The 22,092-nt window shown below is 66.9% G+C and carries 24 protein-coding genes; 18 read left to right on the top strand and 6 right to left on the bottom strand.

Annotation, left to right across the window (positions count from 1 at the left end; all coding sequences use genetic code 11):
* The first annotated feature begins 59 nt into the window (after window positions 1–59).
* From G6N53_RS06690 to G6N53_RS06670, 5 genes are all read left to right on the top strand, one after another.
* On the top strand, window positions 60–1,427 hold the full coding sequence (locus G6N53_RS06690; RefSeq protein WP_163887771.1) for an aromatic ring-hydroxylating oxygenase subunit alpha: 1,368 nt from the start codon (window positions 60–62) through the stop codon (window positions 1,425–1,427).
* A gap of 104 nt (window positions 1,428–1,531) precedes the next feature.
* Window positions 1,532–1,996, top strand: a complete 465-nt coding sequence (locus tag G6N53_RS06685) for a hypothetical protein (protein WP_163887770.1) — start codon at window positions 1,532–1,534, stop codon at window positions 1,994–1,996.
* Between the two features lie 11 nt (window positions 1,997–2,007).
* On the top strand, window positions 2,008–3,273 hold the full coding sequence (locus G6N53_RS06680) for a cytochrome P450 (protein WP_205390527.1): 1,266 nt from the start codon (window positions 2,008–2,010) through the stop codon (window positions 3,271–3,273).
* 13 nt (window positions 3,274–3,286) lie between these two features.
* Entirely contained in the window at window positions 3,287–4,042 is a 756-nt protein-coding gene (locus G6N53_RS06675) for an SDR family NAD(P)-dependent oxidoreductase (protein WP_163887769.1), read from the top strand.
* Window positions 4,039–4,728 (top strand): carboxymuconolactone decarboxylase family protein, encoded by a 690-nt coding sequence (locus G6N53_RS06670; RefSeq protein ID WP_237166438.1) that lies wholly within the window; start codon window positions 4,039–4,041, stop codon window positions 4,726–4,728. The genes G6N53_RS06675 and G6N53_RS06670 overlap by 4 nt, the downstream gene beginning before the upstream one ends.
* 68 nt (window positions 4,729–4,796) lie before the next feature.
* On the opposite strand, the gene G6N53_RS06665 is transcribed toward G6N53_RS06670, so the two are convergent.
* Both G6N53_RS06665 and G6N53_RS06660 read right to left on the bottom strand, forming a co-directional pair.
* Complete coding sequence (locus tag G6N53_RS06665) at window positions 4,797–5,768, bottom strand: NAD-dependent epimerase/dehydratase family protein (RefSeq protein ID WP_163887768.1); 972 nt, start codon at window positions 5,766–5,768, stop codon at window positions 4,797–4,799.
* A complete protein-coding gene (locus G6N53_RS06660) occupies window positions 5,765–6,310 on the bottom strand; it encodes a TetR/AcrR family transcriptional regulator (protein ID WP_205390316.1) in 546 nt (181 codons plus the stop codon). Before G6N53_RS06660 ends, G6N53_RS06665 begins: the two co-directional genes overlap by 4 nt.
* Before the next feature lie 495 nt (window positions 6,311–6,805).
* Between G6N53_RS06660 and lysE the strand changes: the two genes are divergently transcribed.
* From lysE to G6N53_RS06615, 9 genes are all read left to right on the top strand, one after another.
* Window positions 6,806–7,414, top strand: coding sequence for an L-lysine exporter (lysE, locus tag G6N53_RS06655; RefSeq protein WP_163887766.1), 609 nt, complete (start codon window positions 6,806–6,808; stop codon window positions 7,412–7,414).
* A gap of 46 nt (window positions 7,415–7,460) precedes the next feature.
* On the top strand, window positions 7,461–8,015 hold the full coding sequence (locus G6N53_RS06650; protein ID WP_163887765.1) for a hypothetical protein: 555 nt from the start codon (window positions 7,461–7,463) through the stop codon (window positions 8,013–8,015).
* A 22-nt stretch (window positions 8,016–8,037) separates the two neighbouring features.
* Complete coding sequence (locus G6N53_RS06645) at window positions 8,038–8,997, top strand: ABC transporter substrate-binding protein (RefSeq protein ID WP_163887764.1); 960 nt, start codon at window positions 8,038–8,040, stop codon at window positions 8,995–8,997.
* A 12-nt stretch (window positions 8,998–9,009) separates the two neighbouring features.
* Window positions 9,010–9,699 (top strand): queuosine precursor transporter, encoded by a 690-nt coding sequence (locus G6N53_RS06640; protein ID WP_163887763.1) that lies wholly within the window; start codon window positions 9,010–9,012, stop codon window positions 9,697–9,699.
* Window positions 9,700–9,784: 85 nt separating this feature from the next.
* Window positions 9,785–10,453: a 5-oxoprolinase subunit B family protein gene (locus G6N53_RS06635; protein ID WP_163887762.1), complete on the top strand. Its 669-nt coding sequence runs from the start codon at window positions 9,785–9,787 to the stop codon at window positions 10,451–10,453.
* Window positions 10,450–11,355, top strand: coding sequence for a 5-oxoprolinase/urea amidolyase family protein (locus G6N53_RS06630; protein WP_163887761.1), 906 nt, complete (start codon window positions 10,450–10,452; stop codon window positions 11,353–11,355). Before G6N53_RS06635 ends, G6N53_RS06630 begins: the two co-directional genes overlap by 4 nt.
* Before the next feature lie 56 nt (window positions 11,356–11,411).
* The gene (locus G6N53_RS06625; protein ID WP_163887760.1) at window positions 11,412–11,966 is read left to right on the top strand and encodes a GNAT family N-acetyltransferase; all 555 of its coding nucleotides are present in this window, start codon (window positions 11,412–11,414) and stop codon (window positions 11,964–11,966) included.
* A 115-nt stretch (window positions 11,967–12,081) separates the two neighbouring features.
* Window positions 12,082–13,224, top strand: coding sequence for a uroporphyrinogen-III synthase (locus G6N53_RS06620; protein ID WP_163887759.1), 1,143 nt, complete (start codon window positions 12,082–12,084; stop codon window positions 13,222–13,224).
* Window positions 13,221–13,961 (top strand): sirohydrochlorin chelatase, encoded by a 741-nt coding sequence (locus tag G6N53_RS06615; protein WP_163887758.1) that lies wholly within the window; start codon window positions 13,221–13,223, stop codon window positions 13,959–13,961. Before G6N53_RS06620 ends, G6N53_RS06615 begins: the two co-directional genes overlap by 4 nt.
* A gap of 7 nt (window positions 13,962–13,968) precedes the next feature.
* Here the strand turns inward: G6N53_RS06615 and fdxA are convergent, their stop codons facing one another.
* The 3 genes from fdxA to nirB form a co-directional block, all read right to left on the bottom strand.
* Complete coding sequence (fdxA, locus tag G6N53_RS06610) at window positions 13,969–14,322, bottom strand: ferredoxin (RefSeq protein WP_163887757.1); 354 nt, start codon at window positions 14,320–14,322, stop codon at window positions 13,969–13,971.
* Window positions 14,323–14,451: 129 nt separating this feature from the next.
* Complete coding sequence (gene nirD / locus G6N53_RS06605) at window positions 14,452–14,799, bottom strand: nitrite reductase small subunit NirD (protein WP_163887756.1); 348 nt, start codon at window positions 14,797–14,799, stop codon at window positions 14,452–14,454.
* On the bottom strand, window positions 14,796–17,354 hold the full coding sequence (nirB, locus tag G6N53_RS06600) for a nitrite reductase large subunit NirB (protein ID WP_163887755.1): 2,559 nt from the start codon (window positions 17,352–17,354) through the stop codon (window positions 14,796–14,798). The genes nirD and nirB overlap by 4 nt, the downstream gene beginning before the upstream one ends.
* Before the next feature lie 204 nt (window positions 17,355–17,558).
* Between nirB and G6N53_RS06595 the strand changes: the two genes are divergently transcribed.
* Window positions 17,559–18,017, top strand: a complete 459-nt coding sequence (locus G6N53_RS06595; protein WP_163887754.1) for an Hsp20/alpha crystallin family protein — start codon at window positions 17,559–17,561, stop codon at window positions 18,015–18,017.
* A gap of 63 nt (window positions 18,018–18,080) precedes the next feature.
* On the opposite strand, the gene G6N53_RS06590 is transcribed toward G6N53_RS06595, so the two are convergent.
* Window positions 18,081–18,839 carry an isocitrate lyase/PEP mutase family protein gene (locus tag G6N53_RS06590; protein ID WP_163887753.1) on the bottom strand — a complete coding sequence of 253 codons (759 nt, stop codon included), beginning with the start codon at window positions 18,837–18,839 and terminating at the stop codon, window positions 18,081–18,083.
* A 108-nt stretch (window positions 18,840–18,947) separates the two neighbouring features.
* Here G6N53_RS06590 and G6N53_RS06585 point away from each other — a divergent pair, with 108 nt between their 5' ends.
* Genes G6N53_RS06585 through G6N53_RS06575 form a run of 3 tightly spaced genes read left to right on the top strand, consistent with a single transcriptional unit; the run spans window position 18,948 to window position 22,091 of the window.
* Complete coding sequence (locus G6N53_RS06585; protein WP_163887752.1) at window positions 18,948–19,244, top strand: Rv0250c family protein; 297 nt, start codon at window positions 18,948–18,950, stop codon at window positions 19,242–19,244.
* A gap of 60 nt (window positions 19,245–19,304) precedes the next feature.
* Complete coding sequence (gene sdhC / locus G6N53_RS06580) at window positions 19,305–20,123, top strand: succinate dehydrogenase subunit SdhC (protein ID WP_163887751.1); 819 nt, start codon at window positions 19,305–19,307, stop codon at window positions 20,121–20,123.
* A gap of 48 nt (window positions 20,124–20,171) precedes the next feature.
* A complete protein-coding gene (locus G6N53_RS06575; RefSeq protein WP_163887750.1) occupies window positions 20,172–22,091 on the top strand; it encodes a fumarate reductase/succinate dehydrogenase flavoprotein subunit in 1,920 nt (639 codons plus the stop codon).
* Window position 22,092: the final 1 nt, after the last annotated feature.

Raw genomic sequence — 22,092 nt, 5'->3', positions numbered from 1 at the left:
CGCCCTTCGCCTGGTACGGCCACCCACACAGATTCCGTCGACGAAGGAGGACTCCCTTGATGCCTGCAACACGGGCCGCAGAATGGCTGGATCCCGCATCGGGCCTCGGTATGGGTCTGGATGACGTCCAACCCGGGACGTTCAACATGACCATCGCCACCGATCGCTATACCTGCCCCGATTACGCCGCGCGCGAGCGGGAAGTGATCTGGATGCGGACCTGGCAGATTGCCGGCCGCGCGGACGAATTGCCGAAGCCGGGCGACTGGAAGAAATACGACATCCTCGACCAGTCCTTCCTCATCGTCCGGGGCAAAGACGGCGAGCTGAGGGGTTTCGTCAACGCCTGCAGGCACCGCGGCAACGCGCTGTGCATCAGCGAGACCGGCAACGCCAAACGTGGATTCCTCTGCCAGTACCACCTGTGGTCCTACGACCTCGACGGCAGGTTGAAGGGCATGCTGCGCGAGAACCTCGCAGGCCCGATCGACAAGACCGAGAACTCGCTTCTTCACGTTTCGGTCGACAGCTTCGCCGGTTTCATCTTCCTCAACCCTGATCCTGAGGCCGGGCCGTTGCGGGAGTACCTGGGCGAGGAGGTTGTCAGCCTCCTGGAGCCTTACAACATCGAGCGGTTCACCACGGTCATGGACGTCACCGAAGCCATCGAGTGCAACTGGAAAGTCGTGATGGATGCCTTCGAAGAGGGCTATCACATCAACGGCATTCATCCCCAACTCCTGCAGGTGCTGCACATCAACCCACAGACCGCGCGGTACCGGTTCTTTCAAAACCACAGTGTCGCAATGGCTCCGTTCGAGGTGGTGGGCGCCGGTGTGCAGGATCAGGTCGCAGGGATCCTGGCTCTACCCGAGACTTTCCCCGGGACGGTGGCGGTGATTCCGCGCTTCAAGGAACTGATCGCGCCCTACCAGGACGAAGACGGGAACGTGGACTTCCCCGCCGGCGTGACGGCCCGCCTGCTGCTGCAGCAAGCCACCCGTGAGGTGCTGACCGGCATGGGGCTCGACGTCAGTGGACTCACCGACAGTCAGATGGTCGACAACCAGGGCTGGGTGTTGTTCCCCAACTACTTCATGACCGTGCGAGCCGGCGAATGCCACGTCATCATGTCCGCACCTCACCCCGACGGTGATCCGAACCGGTGCATCTGGCACGTGGCCAGCTACATGTACGTGCCGGAAGACTTCCGCGAGGCGGTCCGGGCCGAGGCGATCGTGGTGGATACGCCGGGGAGCCACAAGTACTTCGAGGCGCTTCAGCAGGACTACGAGCAGATGCCTCGCCAGCAGAAAGGGCTGCGCAACGACCGGCTCGACCACATGTCGCTGGTCAAGGAAGAAGTTGTCATCGCGCACTACCACTCGGTCGTCGACCGCTACATGGCCGACACCGCACACCGCTGAGCTGGCCTCACACACTTCCTCAGATCACCGAAAGAAGGACCATTGAATTTCGAACAACGCCTGGCCCATCACCTCCGGACACTCGCCGCCCCGGAGGTGACGGTGTGACGACGATCGACGATGCCATCGGCGAGACCACCGGACGGTCGAGGGTGGTGCTGGAGTACAGCCGAACGATGGGCCGCCTGGTGAAAAGTGCAAAAGATCCCGGCTTCTCGGTCGACAGTTGGGCGCCGTTGGCCGAGTTGATCGCGGTCGAGGAGTTCGTCCGTATCGGACCGTTCAAGGAGGTGATGAACTGGGCCGAGTACACCGAGTTCCTGACCAACTGGGCGAAGTCCTCGGACTGGGACTGCTCGTTCAAGCGCCTCACCGAGACGGATGACGTGGCCTTCCTGGAACTGGAGGAGCACAGCACGGTCGGCGAGTTCAGCAGCATCGTCAACACCGCTTCGGTGTATGAGTTCAACGCAGACGACAAGATCACCTTCGTCGCCGTCTACCTCCAGATGCAACTGCCCGACCCGGCCGCGCTGCCCAGTTTCGACGGTGCCGGGGGTACCGAGTGACCGACCAGATGATGCCGGCAGACATCGACGCAGTCGACTTCTTCACCGACGACACGGTGCTACACGATCCGTACGAGTACTTGGCCGCGGTGCGCAACGAGTGCCCGGTGCGTCGCGAGCCACACCACGACGTCGTGATGATCACCGGATACGAAGAGGCCGTCGCCGTCTACAACGACAACGTGCGATTCTCCTCCTGCACCGCGGTCACCGGTCCGTTCCCCGGCTTCCCGGTACCCCTCGAGGGCGACGACATCTCCGAATTGATTGTGCAGCACCGCGATGAGCTCCCGTTCAACGACCAGCTGCCGACCCTGGACCCACCGCTGCACACCGATCACCGGGCACTGCTGTCGCGGATGATCACGCCCAAACGCCTCAAGGAGAACGAGGAGTTCATGTGGCGGTTGGCCGACCGACAGTACGACGACGCTCTCACCGATGGACGCTGCGAATTCGTCGGTGACTTCGCCAACCCGTTCGCGATGCTCGTCATCGCCGATCTGCTCGGAGTGCCCGAATCCGACCACGACGACTTCAAGGACCAACTCCTCACCTCCACCGGCACCATCGGTAGCAGCAGCGGGGACGCGATGCACCACTCGCCGCTGGAATACCTCTACGGAAAATTCACCGAGTACATCACCGACCGCCGCTCAAATCCGGGCGACGATGTGCTGACCGGTCTCGCGTCTGCGCTCTTCCCGGACGGCCGGACCCCACCGGTGATCGATGTCGTGTGTGTCGCGGCGAACTTGTTCGCGGCCGGGCAGGAGACCACGGTCCGCCTGCTCAGCACCGCGGTGATGATGATCGCCGAAGACCCTGAGCTGCAGGCGAAGTTGCGTGCCGACCGCAGTCTGATTCCCGGTTTCATCGAAGAGGCGCTGAGGGTCGAGAGTCCGATTCGCGGCGACTTCCGGTTGTCCAAGGTGCCGGTCACCGTCGGCGGGGTGGAGCTACCGGCGGGAACCACGGTGATGTTGAACAACGCGGCGGCCAACCGGGATCCTCGCAGGTTCACCGACCCCGACACCTTCGATCTCCAACGGCCGAATGCCCGGCAGCACATCGCCTTCGGGCGCGGTCCGCACAGTTGTCCCGGCGCCCCACTCGCCCGCGCCGAGGCGAAAGTCAGCCTCAACCGCCTCCTGGACCGAACCTCCGGCATCTGGATCGACGTGGACAAGCACGGACCAGCCGATGCCCGGCGCTACCGGTACCTGCCCACATTCATCCTGCGCGGACTCACCCGCCTTCACATCGAGTTCTCGTAGGAATCCCGCAGCAATGCCTTTCGAAAACACCACCGCCATCGTCACCGGCGGTGCTCAGGGACTCGGCCTCGCGATCGCCGAGGCGCTCGCCGCCCGCGGCACCAAGGTCGCCATCTTCGATCTCGCCACCGACCACATCGACGCGGAGGTCGACCGACTGCGAGGTCGCGGCGCCACGGTCAACGGCTACACCGTCGACGTCTCCGACCGCAGCCAGGTCAAGGCAGCAGTCGACCGGGTGCGGACCGACCTGGGTCCGGTGCTCATGCTGATCAACAACGCCGGAATCGAGCAGTTCGGCAAGTTCACCGAGATCACGGACGAGCAGTGGGATCGAGTGATGGCGATCAACCTGAGGGGGCCGTTCATCTGCACCCAGGAGGTGCTGTCCGACATGGTGGACGCCCACTGGGGCCGCATCGTCAACATCTCGTCGTCGAGCGCCCAGGGCGGACAATCCCGGATGGCCGCGTACGTCAGCTCCAAGGCCGGGGTCATTGGATTCACCAAGAGCCTCGCCCTCGAACTCGGTCCGAAGGGGATCACTGTGAACACCATTCCGCCGGGCATGGTCGTCACGCCGATGTTGGAGAAGGCGATCGAAGAAGGCCGATTCACGGCATCGCTGGACCATTTCGCCAAGATCACGCCGGTGCGACGCGCGGGCCGACCGGAGGACATCGCCAACGCCGCGATCTTCCTGTGTCAGGACGAGTCATCCTATGTGACAGGGCAAGTAATCGGCGTCAACGGAGGTCGCAGGACATGACCGATGCACGAATCGACGGTCCGCTCCTCGCGCCGCTGACCGCAGGCGAATGGGGCGACGACGAGTACGCTGCATTCGGTGCATTGCTGGGCCTGCCGGGGGAGAAGGTGCCCAGGGCTGGCACGGGCCATCCGGCCGACCCACTCAGGTTCGACATCATCGGACTACTCGCTCGCCACCCCAAGATGGCCCGAAAGTTCCTGACGTTCAACGGTTGGCTGCTGCAGCGCGGCGAACTACCGCTACGGCTGCGAGAACTGGCGGTGCTGCGCGTCGCGCACACCCGCCGGTCGGCGTTCTTCTGGGGCGAGCACACCAGGGTCGCCACCGAGGGTGGGGTACCCGAGGACGACATTTCGCGGCTTGCCGAGGGCAATGACGGTTTCACCGGCATCGACCGGCTGGTGCTAGAGGCAACCGACGAACTGTTGGTCCGAGGTAGCGCCGACGCCTCGACGTGGCAACGCCTGACCGAGGAACTCGGCACCCACCAGGCGATGGAGCTCATCTTCGTCGTCGGAACCTACGTCATGCTGGCGATGGCGTTCGACACGTGGCGCCTGGACGCGCCCGCCGGCAGTGCATCCCTACCCGGACCAACCAGCAACTCCTACCACCAACACAAGCGACCGAGTGACGAGGGCGGAGACTGCGGGCAATCGGATCCTGGCGCGGGACCGAGATGACGTAGGTCGGTCGGGCGCCCCGCAGCCAAACCTTCTGCAGCAGGCTGGTCGAATGGGTGTGTGTGGCGCTAGACCCGTTGCGCCATTCGTCCCAGTCCCTCGGCGCGCGTCATCGTGCCGATGTAGCCCAGTTCGCGACGGGCGGCGTCGTCGTTGGTGGTGAATTCCCGTCCGATCAACCGCACCAAAGTGCGGGTCAGCGGCGGGTCGCCCTTGTCGGTGCGCAGCGCCGCGAAGGCTTCCATGAGGCGCCCGAAGGTGAACGCGACTCGGTAGGGCACCGAGCGCAGGCCATCGATCGAGTAGCCTTCCAGTTTGGCGAGCCCAGAGACGAATTCGCGGAAAGTGACCAGATCGCGGTCGTTGATGAAATACGGGCGGCCACCGGTGCCACGCTCCAGCGCGCACTGCACCGCCTCGACGACGTTGTCGACATGGATGGTGGACGCCGGGTACTCGCCGCGGCCGATGAACGCGAATTGCCCGGACTCGATGGCGTGGGGAAGCTGCTTGCTGAACAGCCCCCCGGGACCCCAGAGGGCGGGCGGGCGAAGAGCGATCGTGCGGAAGCCGGGGCCGTTGGCCGCCAACACCGCCGCCTCACCCTGAGACTTACTGGCGATGTAACCCGAAAAGCTTCGAGGGTAGGTGGGCGCTGATTCGTCGATGTTGCTGGCCGGCGTGCCTCGATCATCCATGGCCACCGCGGCGGCACTGATGTAGACGAATGTTGCAGCCCCCGCATGCTGGGCTGCATTCAAAACAGCCTCAGTGCCCGCGACATTCGCGCTGAAGTACGGGGCGCGCGGCCCGGCGAAGCGGAACAGCGCCGCGGCATGAACAACCGCGTCGACCGCGGGCAGCGATAGTTCGTCGGGTTTGTCGAGGTCCCCCGGCACTGGTGTCGCGCCCAAGGCGCGCACCACCTCAGCCGACGACGCGGAGCGCACGAGGGCGAAGACGGTGTGACCGTCGTGGACAAGCCGAGGGATCAGGTGGGTACCGAGGAATCCGGAGCCGCCGGTGACGACAATCTTCATGCTGGTTTCTCACTTTCGATGGAGGTACAGATGGATTGCACTGCGTGGTCGCGCAGGGTCGTGACGACGATCGGGTCTGGCTGCCGCTCCGGCGCCATCACGTAGAGAGTCGACGCGGCGTGCGCCGAGGACCAGATGAGGTCCGCTGCCGCTTCGACTCCCATCGCGAGGTGACCGTCCGCGTCAATAGCTGCGATGCGCTCCACGAGAAGCGCGCGTCCTGCATCGGCGGCGGGAATGGTGGCCCCTTGCAGGACGCGGACCACCATCGCGGCGTACAGCCGTGGTCGTTCGGCGGCAAAGCGCACGTAGTTGTCCCAGCCCTGCCGTAGCGCAATTACCGGATCGGCGGCGGAGGCTTCGGCCTTCTTGCTCGCGAGGAACTGCGCGAACGCTTCGGTGATCGCGGCACTGAGAAGGCCGTCGGCACTGCCGAAATGGTGATACAGAGTCGGGGCGGTGACGTCGGCGATCGCGCACACCGAGCGCGTCGAGAAACCTGCCTCACCATGCTGTTCCAGCACCTGCAACGCTGCAGCCACCAATAGCGATTTCGTATCCACGATCGCAATATAGCACCGCTATAGGCGCGGTGCTATAGCGGTGCTATAACGAATTTCCACGGCCGGCGGAGGCAAGCGACTGACGGCGCAGCTCTCGAAGCGCAGGTCCAGGCGCGTGCCGCAGCAATACAGTCAGAACGAGGCCCTGCCGAGACGCGTTGCGCGACCAAAACACCAAAAAATGGAGGCACGGAACTCGGCGCAATCCACCAAAACCTCTGGCACCGAAGTGCTTTGATAGCTGACCTACCGTGGCGGTGAGGGCTGCCCAGTCCGTCCCTGATTCATCCAATCCACACGCTATCGCTGCTAGAGCCAACGAAAATTCTTTGTCTTACGGGCGCAACACACCACCACAAGACAACCGTCAGGCGCCGATAACACCCAAAGGTCGAGAAGTCACATCAGATTCACTAATCGGCCTGAAGAATAATTAGATTCACTGATCCGGCACCCATGCCTAGCGTTGCTGGCGTGAACACCGCCTACCTGGTCGTGCTGACCGGCTTCGCCACCACGATGGCACTCATCGCGGCCATCGGCGCCCAGAACGCCTTCGTGCTGCGCCAGGGCATCCGCGGTGAGCACGTGCTGCCGGTCGTCGCGCTGTGCGCGGTCTCGGATCTGGTGTTGATCTTCGCCGGCATCGCCGGCTTCGGCGCCCTCATCGCGGCGCACCCCGACGTCGTCTCCGTCGCCAAGTACGGCGGGGCGGTCTTCCTGATCGGCTACGGACTGCTCGCGGCTCGGCGCGCGCTGCACCCCGGAACGTTGACGCCGTCGGATGCCGCGCCGGCCCGACTGGGCGGTGTGCTGGCGACCTGCCTGGCGCTGACCTTCCTCAACCCGCACGTCTACCTGGACACCGTCATCCTGCTGGGCGCGCTCGCCAATGAGCACCAGGAAGGCAGGTGGCTGTTCGGGGTCGGCGCGGTGACCGCGAGCGTGGTGTGGTTCAGCGGCCTCGGGTTCGGCGCCAGGAAGCTCAGCCGGTTCTTCGCAACCCCCAGGACGTGGCGCATTCTCGACGGGCTGATCGCCGCGATGATGATCGCCCTGGCCGTCGGGCTGGCACTGAGCTGAGCCGGAAAAGTAACGCCTGGGCGCTCAACCCGATAGCCTTCGTACCATGGCCGCCACGTCCCGTATCAAGACCATCGTCATCGGCGCGTTTGTGGCCGGAGGCGCTCTGGCCCTCGCAGGCCAGGCCGGTGCACAGCCGGCACCCGTCGATCCCGCGCTGCCGCCCTCCCCGGGTGTCGCCGCACCGGTGCCCGGTGAACCCGGTCCCGCCCCTGCCCCCAACCAGGTCTTCACCTACACCCCCATCGCGGAGGGCGCCCCCATCCCGGGCCCGGCAGCACCTCCGCCGCCGCCTGGCACCGCGCCCTTCATCCCGCCGGTGCAGAACGGCGATTTCAACAACACCGGCCAGATGAGCTTCCTGCGCGAACTGTGGAACATGCGCGGAACCGAGGAGCTCTACCAGACCCTGTATCCGTCACAGATGGACCCGGCGATGGCCGACGCAATGGGCGTGCGGCAGATGCCGATGCTCCCGCCCGGCACGCTCCCTCCGGGCGTCGTCTCCCCCGAAGCGCCTCCCGGTGCGCCGGCGGCCCCGGCCCCCGCGCCGCCGCCGGTGTGGCCGCCTCCCGGCATGGTGCCCATCCCCGTTCCGTAGGCGGAGTCGGTTGGCTACGCGGGTGCCCACCAGGTGGTCCCGGCGCAGTTTCCTGACGATGTCGGCCGGAGCCGCGGCGTTGGTGGCCGGCTGCGGATCAGATGAGCCAGGCACCGTCGCCGACGACGGCTCGGTGACCGTCGCGCACGCGTTCGGCGAGACGCGCGTCCCCGCACCTCCGACCCGGGTGGTCAGCGCCGGGTTGACCGACGCCGACGACCTGCTCGCCCTCGGCGTCGTTCCGATCGCGGTCACCGACTGGTTCGGCGGCGAACCGTTCGGGCTCTGGCCGTGGGCGCTGCCGCGGCTGGGCGACGCGCAGCCGGTGGTGCTGTACCTGTCCGACGGTGTGCCGGTCGAGCAGATCGCCGGCCTGCGGCCCGATCTGATCGTGGCGACCGACGCCGGACTCGACGCAGACACCTACGCCCGGCTGTCGGCGATCGCGCCGACGATCCCGCAGTCGGGACGCGACGCGTTCTTCGAACCGTGGCGAGACCAGGCCGGCGCGATCGGCCAGGCGGTCTTCCGCCACGACGACATGACGGAGCTGATCGCCGACGTCGATGCGCAGTTCGCCGCGGTCAAGGACGCCCACCCGCAGTTCGCCGACAAGACCGTGCTGCTTCTCGGCGGCACGCTGCACCGCGACAGTGTGCAGGTCCAGGGGCCGGACTGGCGTCGCGAGTTCCTGGCCCAGATGGGGCTGACCGTCCTGGACACCGACGGACCGCTGCTGCCGCGCGACACCATGGCCACGGTCCTCGATTCCGCCGACGTCCTCATCTGGACCACCGAGAGCGACGAGGAACAGGCGGCGCTGCTGGCCGACCCGACGATCGCCGGTCTGTCCGCGACGGCCGAACAGCGCAACGTCTTCACCGGCAAGGAGCTCGCCGGAGCCATCGCCTACGCCTCGACACTGTCCTACCCGGTCGTCGCCGAGAAGTTGCCGCCGATGATCGCCGCCGCCCTGGGCTGATCTAATAGCCCGGTGACCAGCCAGACCACCGACCAGGACACCCACGCCGCGTTCGCGAAAGTGGGCTCGGCCTACTACCCGGTCCTGGTCGCGGTGTTCACCGCGCTGGTCATCATCTCCAACATCACGGCGACCAAGGGCGTGGAGTTCGGCCCGATCATCACCGATGGCGGGTTCATCGTCTTCCCGCTGACCTACGTGATCGGCGACGTGCTGTCCGAGGTGTACGGCTTCCGGGCCGCCCGCCGGGCCATCCTGACCGGGTTCGCGATGAACGCGCTCGCCGCCGCGGCCTTCTGGGTGACCGTCTATCTGCCGGCGGCGGACTTCTACGAGAACCAGGAGCACTTCGAGAACATCGCGGGGGCCTACACCGGACTGATCGTGGCGGGCCTGGCGGGTTTCATCGTCGGCCAGACCCTCAACGCCTGGGTCGTGGTGCGGATCAAAGAGCGCACCAAGGAGAAGCACCTGTGGGCGCGGCTGATCGGGTCGACGTTCGTCGGCCAACTCGGCGACACCGTGGTGTTCTGCGCGATCGCGGCCAGCGTCATCGGCATCACCAGCTTCGGCGACTTCGCCACCTACACCGCGCAGGGCTGGCTGTACAAGACCGCCATCGAGATCCTCGTGCTACCGATCACCTACCGGGTGATCTCCTACATCAAGCGCCGCGAACCGACTTATCGGCCCGCAGTTTGAGCCGACTTTAAGGCACCTCTGGCAAGGCCCAAAGAGCTTCAGAAGAGTACGAGCTTTCAAAGCTACTGCCCGGTAGCTTTGGGACATGAGCGTGACAGTGGATGCGACGGCCGGGCTTCGCGCCGGTCGCGCGAGCAGCATTCTGGACTATGGCGACCGCGCGCTGCTTCTCGAGTTCGACGGCACCGCCGAGGTTCTGGCGTGGACCGACGCGCTGCGTTCCGCCGGCCTGCCGGGCGTGGTGGACATCGTGCCCGCGGCCAGGACCATTCTGGTGAAGCTCGACGGACACCGGTACCAGGCACCCACCCGGCAGCGGCTGAACCAGGTGCAGCCGGACACGAGCGCGCTGGCCGAGACGCCGGCATCGGTCGACGTGGTCATCGACGTCACCTACGACGGCGAGGACCTCGACGAAGTGGCCCGGCTGACCGGACTGTCGGTGCGCGAGGTCGTCGCGGCACATACCGGGCAGCCCTGGCGCGTCGGATTCTGCGGATTTGCACCGGGTTTCGGTTACCTGGTCGGCGGTGACGAGCGGCTTGCGGTGCCCAGGAGGGCCGACCCGCGCATCAAGGTGCCCGTCGGCTCCGTCGGGCTGGCCGGTGAGTTCAGCGGGATCTATCCCCGAGAGTCGCCCGGCGGCTGGCAGCTGATCGGGCGCACCTCCGCGGCGCTGTGGGATGTCGCGCGGGACCACCCGGCGCTGCTGACGCCCGGCATGTGGGTGCAGTTCCGGGAGGTGGCGTCGTGAGCGGAGCATCGCTGGAGATCCTCAAGACGGGGCCGCTCGCGCTGGTCGAAGACCTCGGCCGGCCGGGTCTGTCCCACCTCGGCGTCACCCGGTCCGGCGCGGCCGACCGACGCTCGCACACTCTGGCCAACCGGCTCGTCGCCAACCCGGGCGACCGGGCGACCGTCGAGGTGATGCTGGGCGGGTTCACCGCACGGGTGCGCGGTGGCGGCAAGGACGGCGTGGCCATCGCGGTGACCGGCGCCGACACCGACCCGGCCGTCGACGGAGTTCCGTTCGGCACCAACAGCATCCACTACGCCCAGGACGGCGAGGTGATCTCGCTGAGTCCACCTCCGTCGGGGTTGCGCTCGTACCTGGCGGTGCGTGGCGGCTTCGACGTCGAACCGGTGCTGGGGTCACGAAGCTACGACGTGATGTCGTCGATCGGGCCGGGACCACTGCAGCCGGGAGACGTGCTGCCGATCGGTGAGCACACCGATGACTTTCCCGAACTCGACCAGGCGCCGGTGGCGGCGATCGTCGACGACGTCCTCGAACTCAGGGTGGTGCCGGGTCCTCGGGACGACTGGTTCGTCGACTCCGACATCCTGGTGCGCACCAACTGGCAGGTCACCAACCGCAGTGACCGGGTCGGGATACGGCTGATCGGGATGCCGTTGGAGTACCGCAACCCGGACACCCAGCTGCCCAGCGAGGGCGCCACCCGGGGCGCGATCCAGATCCCGCCGACCGGTTTCCCGGTGATCCTCGGTCCGGACCACCCGGTAACCGGGGGCTACCCGGTCGTCGGCGTGGTCGTCGACGACGACATCGACAAGGTCGCCCAGGCGCGTCCCGGGCAGACGGTGCGGCTGCACTGGTCGCGGCCCCGCAGGCCGTTCGAAGGCGCCGGCGGCTGACACGGCGCGACCGCTGAGGGGAGCCGTGACGCGGCCGCGGTGGTAGAACCGGAGGTGTGCGTGCCCGTCTTGTCCACACGTCCGATCTCGACGACGAGACCCGCGAGCACGCCCGCTTGATGGTCACCGACGCCTTCCGTGGATCTTCGGACGGCGAGTTCACCGACGATGACTGGGAACACGCCCTCGGCGGGATGCATGCGGTGATCTGTCAGCGCGGCGCGCTGATCGGGCACGCCGCGGTCGTGCAACGTCGGCTCCTGCACGGCGGTACGGCACTGCGCTGCGGATACGTCGAGGGTGTCGCGGTCCGGGAGGACCACCGCGGACAGGGTCTCGGCACCGCGCTCATGGACGCCGTCGAACAGGTGGTCCGGGGCGGCTATCACCTGGGAGCGCTGGGTGTGACCGATCTGGGCCGACCGGTGTACGAGGCCCGGGGCTGGTTGCCGTGGCGCGGGCCGACGTCGGTGCTGTCCCCGGACGGGCTGGTCCGCACACCCGATGACGACGGATCGGTGTTGGTGCTGCCGGCCCAACTGCCCGCCGCCGTCGACCTGGACCTCGACGCCGCGATCACCTGTGACTGGCGCGACGGCGACGTATGGTGACCTCACAGCGGCGACACCGCGCCGGTGAGCGGAAATTCATTCCCTGAGCGGGGGTGACACGCTCACGCAACGGCTGCTTAATCGCCGCGAAACACGACCTGAATAGACAGAGAGCATGAGTGAGCCGGACTGGTCGCCGCTCACCGGATTCCGAGTCGCGGTGACGTCAGCGCGGCGCGCCGACGAACTGAGCGCGCTGCTCAAGCGCCGCGGTGCGACCGTCACCAGCGCCGCGGCCATCGAGATGGTGCCGCTGCCCGACGACGACGAACTCCGTCAGCGCACCCGGTCCTTGATCGACAACCCGCCCGACATCGTCGTCGCCACCACCGGCATCGGTTTCCGGGGCTGGATCGCGGCGGCCGACGGTTGGGGGCTGGCCACCGATCTGACCGCGGCGCTGGCCAAGGCCCGGGTGGTGTCCCGCGGGCCCAAGGCCACCGGTGCGTTGCGCGCGGGCGGGCTGCCCGAGGAATGGTCGCCGGATTCGGAGTCCTCGCGCGAGGTGCTGCACTACCTGGTCGAGGGCGGCATCTCCGGAGCGCGCATCGCCGTGCAGTTGCACGGCGCCACCGCCGACTGGGACCCGTTCCCGGAGTTCCTCGACGAATTACGCTCGGCCGGAGCCGAAGTGGTGCCGATCCGGGTGTACCGCTGGCACCCGGTGCCCCGCGACGGCGAGTTCGACCAACTGGTGGCGGGAATCGCCGAGGAGAAGTTCGACGCGGTGAGCTTCACGTCCGCGCCGGCGGTGGCGGCGATGCTGCTGCGGGCCAAGGACATGGGTATCGAGGCCGAGGTGCTCTCGGCGCTGCGCAGCAACGTGCACGCGATGTGCGTCGGTCCGGTCACAGCGCGCCCGCTGGTGCGCCTCGGGGTGCCGACCTCGGCGCCGGAGCGGATGCGGTTGGGCGCTCTGGCCCGCCACATCACCGACGAACTACCGCTGCTGCAGGCGCGCACCGTCCACGCCGCCGGGCATCTGCTCGAGATCCGCGGCAATTGTGTGCTGGTCGACGGCGAGGTCAAGGCGTTGTCGCCGGCCGCGATGGCCACGGTGCGGGCGTTGGCACTCCATCCCGGTGCGGTGGTGTCGCGGTCGGACCTGCTGCGTGCCCTTCCCGGCAGCGGCACCGATACCCACGCAGTCGAGACGGCCGTGCTGCGGCTGCGAACCGCGTTGGGAGACAAGAGGATGGTGTCCACGGTCGTGAAGCGGGGCTACCGGCTGACCATCGACGAGGCACACGCATCATGAGCTACCTGCTGGTGGCCCACGGAACCCGCAAACAACAGGGTGTGTCGTTGATCGGAGATCTGGCGGCGCAGGTTTCCCAGGCACTGGACCGGCCGGTGCACGTCGCATTCGTCGACGTGCTCGGACCGACGCCGAGCGAACTCCTGGCCGCGACCCCTGACCGGGCGACCGTGCTGGTGCCCGCCTTCCTGGCGCGCGGCTACCACGTCACCTCCGACATCCCCACTCATGTGGAGGCCAGCGGACACAAAGACGTGACCGTCACCCGGGCACTGGGCCCCGACCCGGCGCTGGTTCGGGTGCTCGTCGACAGGCTCATCGAATCCGGTTGGCGGCCTGATGATTCGGTGATCCTTGCGGCGGCAGGCACCTCGGATCCGGCGGCCATGACGGATCTGCACACCACCGCGACCTGGCTGTCGGCGATGGTCGGCTCACGTGTCGAGCTGGCGTTCGCCGCTACCGGTGAACCCAGGGTGGCCGACGCGGTCGCGGCGATGCGCTCACCGGGCAGGCGGGTGGTCGTCGCGTCCTATTTGCTCTCCGACGGTCTGTTCCAGGATCGGTTGCGCGACAGTGGTGCCGACGTGGTGACCGAGCCGCTGGGCACCCATCCCGGGGTGGCGCGGCTGATCGCCAGCCGCTTCCTGCGCGCCGGGGTAGCCCACTCCGCCGGAACTGTATTCCAGCACAGCGTCACTCGAAGTTTGGCTGCTGGAATACCGTTCCGGCGATAGATGGGCGCTAGGGGTGTGGCTTGGTTGACGGCGGCAGGCCGGCCACCAGCGGGGTGTCGGCGCCGACGCGCCCCAGCTTCAGCGCGCCGCCCGGGTCCCCGAGAGGTGCGTCGCGGCCGGGCAGCGTCAGCGTGAAGAACGCGGCGTTGTCCTCGAGGAACAGCGCTTCCTCGTCGGGCAGGTCCGTCTCGTAGTAGATGGCGTCCATCCGGCACGCGATGCGGCACGCGCCGCAGTCCACGCACTCGTTGGGGTTGATGTACATCGCCCGGTCGCCCTCGTAGATGCAGTCCGCCGGGCACTCCAGCATGCAGGACTTGTCGACGACGTCGACGCACGCACTGCCGATCACGTAGGTCATGGCTACGACGGTATGGCGCGTGGCCGGCGAAATCGTGGGCCGAAAGTCCCTACTTTGGTCACGACGAAATATCATTCCGGGTCGTGGTCGAGGCCCTCAGCACAGCCCGGAATGATATTTCGCGGCGAGTCAGGAGCCGACTTGGACGTCGCCGTCTGTGGTGATCCGTGTCGCGTAGACCGGCAGCGAGACGTCCGGATCGTCGAGACAGCTGCCGTCGTCGAGCGCGAAGGCCTGCTTCTTCAGCGGGGACTGCACGGTGGCGCGGCCGCCCCGGTCGCCGACGATGCCCCGCGACATCACCGCCGCGCCGGAGAACGGGTCGATGTTGCCGACCGCGTGCAGCGTGCCGTCCTCGAGCCGGAACAGCGCTGCCTGCGCACCACCGGGCAGCAGCACTCCGACCCCGCGGCACGGCTGCAGGAACTCGTAGGCACACGCCGTGGTCCACACCTGGATGTCGTCGAGCAGCGTCATCGCGGGCTGCCTCCCACCTTCGGCATGCCGATCGGCACCTTGCGCCCGGAGCGTTCGGTGAACTCGACCGTGGGATCGGGGATATCCGGGGCGTTGACGAACGACACGAACCGCGACAGCTTGTCGGGATCCTCGAGCACGCCCTTCCATTCGCACGCGTAGTTCTCGACGTGCCGGGTGATCGCGGCCTCGAACTCGGCGGCCAGGCCCAGCGAGTCCTCACACACCACCTCGCGCAGATGGTCCAGCCCCACCTGCTCCACCCAGGGCGCGGTGCGTTGAAGCCGGTCGGCGGTGCGGATGTAGAACATCAGGAACCGGTCGACGTAGCGCACCAGGGTGTCGTCGTCGAGGTCACCGGCCAACAGTTCGGCGTGCCGCGGCGTCGCTCCGCCGTTGCCACCGACATAGAGGTTCCACCCGTTTTCGGTGGCGATGACTCCGACGTCCTTACCTCGGGCCTCCGCGCATTCGCGGGCACAGCCGGACACGCCCATCTTGATCTTGTGCGGGGCACGCAGGCCGCGGTAGCGCAACTCCAGGTTGATCGCCATCTGCACCGAATCCTGTTGGCCGTAGCGGCACCAGTCGCTGCCCACGCAGCTCTTCACGGTCCGCAGCGCCTTGCCGTAGGCGTGGCCGGACTCCATTCCGCCGTCGACCAGACGACGCCAGATGTCGGGCAGCTGGTCGACCCGGGCACCGAACATGTCGATGCGCTGCCCGCCGGTGATCTTGGTGTACAGGCCGAAGTCCCGGGCGATCTCGCCGATCAGGATCAGGTGCTCGGGGGTGATGTCACCGCCGGGCACCCGGGGCACGATCGAATAGCTGCCGTTGCGCTGGATGTTGGCCAGGAAATGATCGTTGGAGTCCTGCAGCGACGCCTGCTCACCGTCGAGGATGTGCTCGGAGCTGGTCGACGCGAGAATCGACGCCACCACGGGTTTGCAGATGTCGCAACCCCTTCCGGTGCCGAACCGCTCGATCAACCCGGTGAACGTCCGGATGCCGGTGGCGGTGACGATCTCGAACAGTTCGGCGCGCGACTGGCCGAAGTGTTCACACAGCGCCTTGGACTGTTCGACGCCTTCGGCTTCCAGGAGCTGTTTGAGCAGCGGCACACACGAGCCGCACGACGTGCCGGCCAGCGTGCACTTCTTCAGCTCGGCGACGTCGCAGCAGCCCGAGCCGATGGCGTCGGTGATGTCTCCCTTGGTGACGTTGTTGCACGAGCAGATCTGTGCTCCGGCCGGCAGCGACCCGACGCCCAGCGAACCGCCGGCACCGCCGTCGGTTCCGGCGGGGGCGATCAGCGCCAGCGGATCCCCCGGCAGGGGCTCGCCGACCATCGGTCGCAGGATCCCGTACGACGAGGCGTCGCCGACCAGGATGCCGCCGAGCAGGGTCTTGGCGTCGTCGGAGAGCACCAGCTTGGCGTAGGTCTGGTTGATCGCGTCGTTGACCGCCACCTCCAGGCAGTCGGGCGTGACGCCCATCGCGTCGCCGAAGCTCGCGACGTCGACACCGAGCAGCTTGAGCTTGGTCGACATGTCGGCTTCCGGGAATTCGGCCACCCCGCCCAGCAGCCGGTCGGCCACGACTTCCGCGCTGGTGTATCCCGGCCCGACGAGTCCGTAGCACCGGCCTTCGATGGCGGCCACCTCACCGATCGCGAAGATGTTGGGATTGCTAGTGGCACAAGACAGGTCGGTGAGCACGCCGCCGCGCTCGGCGATCCGCAGACCGGCGTCGCGCGCCAGCTCGTCGCGTGGGCGCACGCCCGCCGCGAAGACCACCAGGCCGGCGTCGACGAAGGTGCCGTCGCTGAGCGTCACCCGCATCGAATCGTCGTGCGCGGACCGCCGCAGCGGTCTATTACGTTGCGCCGGCTTGATCGACTCGGTGCCGACGCCTGTGTGCACGTTGATGCCCAACTCGGTGACCATCCTGCCCAGTAGGGCGCCACCAGCTTCGTCGAGCTGCTGGGCCATCAGGCGCGGCGCCATCTCGACGACGTGTGGCCGCAGGCCGAAGGTGCGCAGCGCGTTGGCGGCCTCCAGCCCCAGCAAGCCGCCGCCGATCACCACACCCACCGCGTCCGGGCCCGCGTCGCGGGCACGCTGCGCGTCGGCACGGATCGCGTCGAGGTCGTCGAGGGTGCGATAGACGTGGCACGCGGGCAGGTCGCGACCCGGAACGGGCGGCACGAACGCATACGACCCCGTCGCCAACACCAGTGCGTCGTAGTCGATCCACGCGCCGTCGGCCGTCCTCACCGACTTGATCGCCGGGTCGACCTCCATGACCCGGCTGCCGAGCCGGACGTCGACGAGCGCGTCGCCGAGATAGTCGTTGCCGGGCAGAGCCAGCAGCGCCCGGTCCCAGTGGTCGGTGTAGCCGGTGAGGCCGACGCGGTCATAGGCGGCGTCGAGTTCCTCCGCGAGCACGGTCACCCGCCACTGTCCGGCGGTGTCGCGGGAACGCAGAGCCTCGACGAACCGGTGACCGACCATGCCGTGACCCACGACCACGACGTGCGATGTTGGCGCCATGCCGCACAGGTTATGGACCCGATATTGCCTCCGTGTCGCCTCATGTGAAGCGCCCATCACGGTGTCCTCACTCGCGTCGGCGCCCCGTTGTGAGCCTGTTCGCTCACAGCGAACAGCCTGACGGAACATGAGCGTAGTCGACTCAAGTTCTCTATGTGTGGACGAACCGGCACGGAGCCGGTCGACAGCAACAGGAGATGAACCATGAGCAATGTGACCCTGTGGACCCGGCCGGCCTGGAACACCGACCGCTGGGTGCGCGACTTCTTCGGCCCCGCGACCGCCAACGACTGGGCGACTGCCGCCGGGTCGGCGATCAACCCGGCGGTCGAAGTCGCCCGCGACGGTGACGACGCGGTGATCCGGGTGGACCTGCCGGGCGTGGACGTCGACAAGGACGTCACCGTCGAGGTGGACAAGAGCCGACTGGTCATCCGCGGTGAACGCCGCGACGAGCGCACCGAGGAGCGCACCGAAGACGGTGGCGAGGTCCGCAAGCTCACCGAGGTGCGGTACGGCTCGTTCCACCGCTCGTTCGGCCTGCCCGCACACGTCACCGGCGAAGCCGTCTCGGCCGGCTACGACGCAGGCGTGCTGACGGTGCGGGTGGCCGGCGCCCACAAGGGCGCCGAACCGCAGCGGATCGCCATCGACAGCAAGTAAGGCCATCGACGAAAGAACCGGTGGGTCCCTCTGGGGCCCACCGGTTCTGCACGCCCGGCACCCTCACGCCCAGCGGGCGAGGATCTCCTTGCCGCGGGCGGCCAACGCGGCCTGGAAAAACGGTCCGAAGCTGACCCGCGCGACGCCCAGCGGCCCGAACGAGGCCGGGTCGTCCTGATCCGGCACGCCGATCGCGTTCACCGGCAGCGGCAGCTCGGATGTCAGGCGTTGCAATATCTCCGGCTGATGCCGGCCCACCGGGTACAGCACGTCGGCCCCGGCGTCGGCAGCCTGGCGCAGCCGCGCGATGGCCCGGTCGACCCGGTCGGACTCGTCGCCGTCCTGGCGCAGGAACAGGTCGGTGCGCGCGTTGACCACGACGCGCACCCCGGACGCATCGGCCGCCGCGCGCAACCCCCAGACCAGCTCGGCATGCTCGTCGGCAGAACGCAGCCGGCCGGATTCGCTGTGCACGGTGTCCTCGATGTTGAGCCCGACCGCACCGACCGACAGCAGGCCTTCGATGAGGCGGGCCGGGGTCTCGGCGTAACCCGACTCGATGTCCACCGAGATCGGCACATCCACCGCCGCGGTGATCTGCCCGACCCGGGTGAGGACGTCGTCGAACGTCATCCCCTCGTTGTCGGGTTTGCCGACGGAGTCGGCGACCGGGTGGCTGCCCACCGTGAGCGCAGCGAAGCCCGCGTCCACGGCCAGCCGCGCAGACCAGGCGTCCCACACCGTCGGCAGGATCACCGGATTTCCGGGCTGGTGCAGCTCGAGCAGCGCCGTCGCGCGACCCTTCAACTCCTCATCGGGCATGGATTTCCTCCGCTTCTGAACGTGATCTGTCTCACCATCACATTGGCGTTGTGACTAGCATCGATCGCATAACGTGATCCTTGACACCCTTCAGCCCAAGGAGGTCACTTGTCCAGCACCACCGAACTCGCCGAACTGCATGACCTGATAGGAAGCCTCAGGCGGTGCGTGACGTCGCTCGCATCGCGATACGGGAACAGCCCAGCAACCCGTCGCATCGTGAACGACGCCGAACGCATCCTCAATGACATCGACCGACTCGACATCGACGCCGAAGAACTCGAACTTGCCCGTGGCGTCAGTGGACACCAACATGTAGGCGAGCGCATCCCGATTCCGGATACCCAGTACGACACGGAATTCTGGCGCGGCGTCGACGACGAAGGTCTCGGCGGGACGCGATGAGCGCCGCGTGCCGTGAATCACGGACCGCGGCCGGTGGCATAACAGCATAGAAAGGCAACCGTGAGCGCACCTACCGCCGACCGCAAAGCGACCGGCGTTTTTTCGGCTGGACGCGCGCAGATCTCCAAACGCACACTGCGCACCGACAACTGGCTCAAGTCCCCCATCATCACCGATCTGGGGTTCGCCGCGTTCATCATCTACGCGACGGTGCGGGCGTTCATGCAGGACCACTACTACGTCGCCGAGTACCACTACCTGACGCCGTTCTACTCACCTTGTGTCAGCACCGGGTGCATCCCCGAGGCCAGTCACTTCGGCCAGTACCTGCCCGACGTCTGGTGGTTGCCCTACGCGGCGATGTCGCTGCCCTTCCTGCTGCTGTTCCGGCTGACCTGCTACTACTACCGAGGCGCCTACTACCGGACCGTCTGGCAGGCCCCGACGGCCTGCGCCGTCGCCGAACCACACGCGAAGTACACCGGAGAGACCCGCTTCCCGCTGGTCATCCAGAACGCTCACCGGTACTTCTTCTACCTCGCCGTGATCATCTCGCTGATCAATACCTACGACGCGATCCGCGCGTTCCACTCGCCGTCCGGTTTCGGCTTCGGCCTGGGCAACGTGGTCCTGGTCACCAACGTCGTCCTGCTGTGGGCCTACACCATCTCCTGCCACTCCTGCAGGCACGTCGTCGGTGGCAGGCTCAAGCACTTCTCCAAGCACCCCGTCCGCTACTGGATGTGGTCCCAGATCAGCAGGCTCAACGTCCGGCACAAGCAGTACGCCTGGATCACGCTGGGCACGCTGATGCTGACCGACTTCTACGTCATGGCGGTGTCCGCGGGATGGTTCTCCGACCTGAGATTCATTGGCTGACCGTGGATTCAGAGACATTGATGAAGAGACTGAGTGAGGTTTACACGGATGAGTGACCTGGAACGGCACGACTACGACGTCGTCGTGATCGGTGCCGGTGGTGCGGGTCTGCGTGCGGTGATCGAAGCCCGCGAGCGGGGCCTGCGCGTGGCGGTGGTGACCAAGTCGTTGTTCGGCAAGGCCCACACGGTGATGGCGGAGGGCGGTTGCGCCGCAGCCATGCGCAACGTCAACACCAAGGACTCCTGGCAGGTGCACTTCGGTGACACCATGCGTGGCGGCAAGTTCCTCAACAACTGGCGGATGGCCGAACTGCACGCGCAGGAAGCCCCCGACCGCGTCTGGGAGCTCGAGACCTACGGTGCGCTGTTCGACCGCACCAAGGACGGCAAGATCAGCCAGCGCAACTTCGGCGGCCACACCTACCCACGCCTCGCCCACGTCGGCGACCGCACCGGCCTGGAGATCATCCGCACCCTGCAGCAGAAGATCGTCTCGCTGCAGCAGGAGGACAAGGCCGAACTCGGTGACTACGAGGCCCGGATCCGGGTCTTCCACGAGTGCGCGGTGACCGATCTGCTCAAAGACGGCGACAAGATCGCCGGGGCGTTCGGCTACTACCGCGAGACCGGCAAGTTCGTGCTCTTCGAGGCACCCGCCGTGGTGCTGGCCACCGGTGGCATCGGCAAGTCGTTCAAGGTCTCGTCGAACTCGTGGGAGTACACCGGCGACGGTCACGCCCTGGCACTGCGGGCGGGCTCCGGTCTGATCAACATGGAGTTCATCCAGTTCCACCCGACCGGGATGGTCTGGCCGCTGTCGGTGAAGGGCATCCTCGTCACCGAGGGCGTGCGCGGCGACGGCGGGGTGCTGAAGAACTCCGAGGGCAAGCGCTTCATGTTCGACTACATCCCCGACGTGTTCAAGGGCCAGTACGCCGAGACCGAGGAAGAAGCCGACCAGTGGCTCAAGGACAACGACTCCGCGCGCCGCACCCCTGACCTGCTTCCCCGGGACGAGGTGGCTCGCGCCATCAACACCGAGGTCAAGGAAGGCCGCGGCTCGCCCCACGGTGGCGTCTACCTCGACATCGCCTCCAGGATGCCGACCGAGGAGATCCGCAGGCGGCTGCCCTCGATGTACCACCAGTTCATCGAGCTGGCCGAGGTGGACATCACCAAGGACGAGATGGAGGTCGGCCCGACCTGTCACTACGTGATGGGCGGCATCGAGGTCGACCCGGACACCGGCGCGGCGGCCACGCCGGGTCTGTTCGCGGCCGGCGAGTGCGCCGGCGGCATGCACGGCTCCAACCGGCTCGGCGGCAACTCGCTGTCGGACCTGCTGGTGTTCGGCCGGCGAGCCGGGCTCGGGGCGTCCGACTACGTGCGAGCCCTGCAGGAAGAACGGCCCAAGGTTTCCGAAGAGGCTCTCGACGAGGCGACGAAGATGGCCCTGCTGCCGTTCGACTCGACCGAGGACCCGGAGAACCCGTACACCTTGCACGCCGAGCTGCAGCAGTCGATGAACGACCTCGTCGGCATCATCCGCAAGGAAGACGAGATCAAAGAGGCACTCGCCAAGCTCGTGGAGCTCAAGAAGCGGGTGCACAGGGTGACGGTCGAAGGCGGCCGGGTGTTCAACCCGGGCTGGCACCTGGCGCTCGACATGCGCAACATGCTGCTGGTCAGCGAGTGCGTGGCCAAGTCTGCGCTGCAGCGCACCGAGAGCCGTGGCGGGCACACCCGCGACGACTACCCGCAGATGGACAACACGTGGCGCAACAAGCTGCTGGTGTGTCGCACCAGCGAGGCCGCCACCGGGGACGCCCTGGTTCCCGGAGTCACCGTGACCGCCGAAGAACAGCCCCCGATGCGGGAAGATCTGCTGGGGTGTTTCGAACTGTCCGAACTCGAGAAGTACTACACCGACGATCAGATCGCCGCGCACCCGGAACGGAAGGGCTGAC

Origin of the sequence: Mycolicibacterium hippocampi (assembly GCF_010723735.1) — a bacterium.
Classification (GTDB): Bacteria; Actinomycetota; Actinomycetes; order Mycobacteriales; family Mycobacteriaceae; genus Mycobacterium; species Mycobacterium hippocampi.
Note: the sequence above shows the minus strand (reverse complement) of the source record. Positions and strands in the feature narration are given on the sequence as shown.

Bases quoted from the DNA above. Each gene is read 5' to 3' on its own strand.
- fdxA (WP_163887757.1), bottom strand. From the start codon at position 14,322: ATGACCTACGTGATCGGCAGTGCGTGCGTCGACGTCGTCGACAAGTCC.
- G6N53_RS06650 (WP_163887765.1), top strand. From the start codon at position 7,461: ATGGCCGCCACGTCCCGTATCAAGACCATCGTCATCGGCGCGTTTGTG.
- G6N53_RS06575 (WP_163887750.1), top strand. From the start codon at position 20,172: ATGAGTGACCTGGAACGGCACGACTACGACGTCGTCGTGATCGGTGCC.
- G6N53_RS06690 (WP_163887771.1), top strand. From the start codon at position 60: ATGCCTGCAACACGGGCCGCAGAATGGCTGGATCCCGCATCGGGCCTC.
- G6N53_RS06615 (WP_163887758.1), top strand. From the start codon at position 13,221: ATGAGCTACCTGCTGGTGGCCCACGGAACCCGCAAACAACAGGGTGTG.
- G6N53_RS06620 (WP_163887759.1), top strand. From the start codon at position 12,082: ATGAGTGAGCCGGACTGGTCGCCGCTCACCGGATTCCGAGTCGCGGTG.
- G6N53_RS06680 (WP_205390527.1), top strand. From the start codon at position 2,008: ATGCCGGCAGACATCGACGCAGTCGACTTCTTCACCGACGACACGGTG.
- nirB (WP_163887755.1), bottom strand. From the start codon at position 17,354: ATGGCGCCAACATCGCACGTCGTGGTCGTGGGTCACGGCATGGTCGGT.
- G6N53_RS06670 (WP_237166438.1), top strand. From the start codon at position 4,039: ATGACCGATGCACGAATCGACGGTCCGCTCCTCGCGCCGCTGACCGCA.
- G6N53_RS06665 (WP_163887768.1), bottom strand. From the start codon at position 5,768: ATGAAGATTGTCGTCACCGGCGGCTCCGGATTCCTCGGTACCCACCTG.
- nirD (WP_163887756.1), bottom strand. From the start codon at position 14,799: ATGACGCTGCTCGACGACATCCAGGTGTGGACCACGGCGTGTGCCTAC.
- G6N53_RS06595 (WP_163887754.1), top strand. From the start codon at position 17,559: ATGAGCAATGTGACCCTGTGGACCCGGCCGGCCTGGAACACCGACCGC.
- G6N53_RS06635 (WP_163887762.1), top strand. From the start codon at position 9,785: ATGAGCGTGACAGTGGATGCGACGGCCGGGCTTCGCGCCGGTCGCGCG.
- G6N53_RS06590 (WP_163887753.1), bottom strand. From the start codon at position 18,839: ATGCCCGATGAGGAGTTGAAGGGTCGCGCGACGGCGCTGCTCGAGCTG.
- G6N53_RS06675 (WP_163887769.1), top strand. From the start codon at position 3,287: ATGCCTTTCGAAAACACCACCGCCATCGTCACCGGCGGTGCTCAGGGA.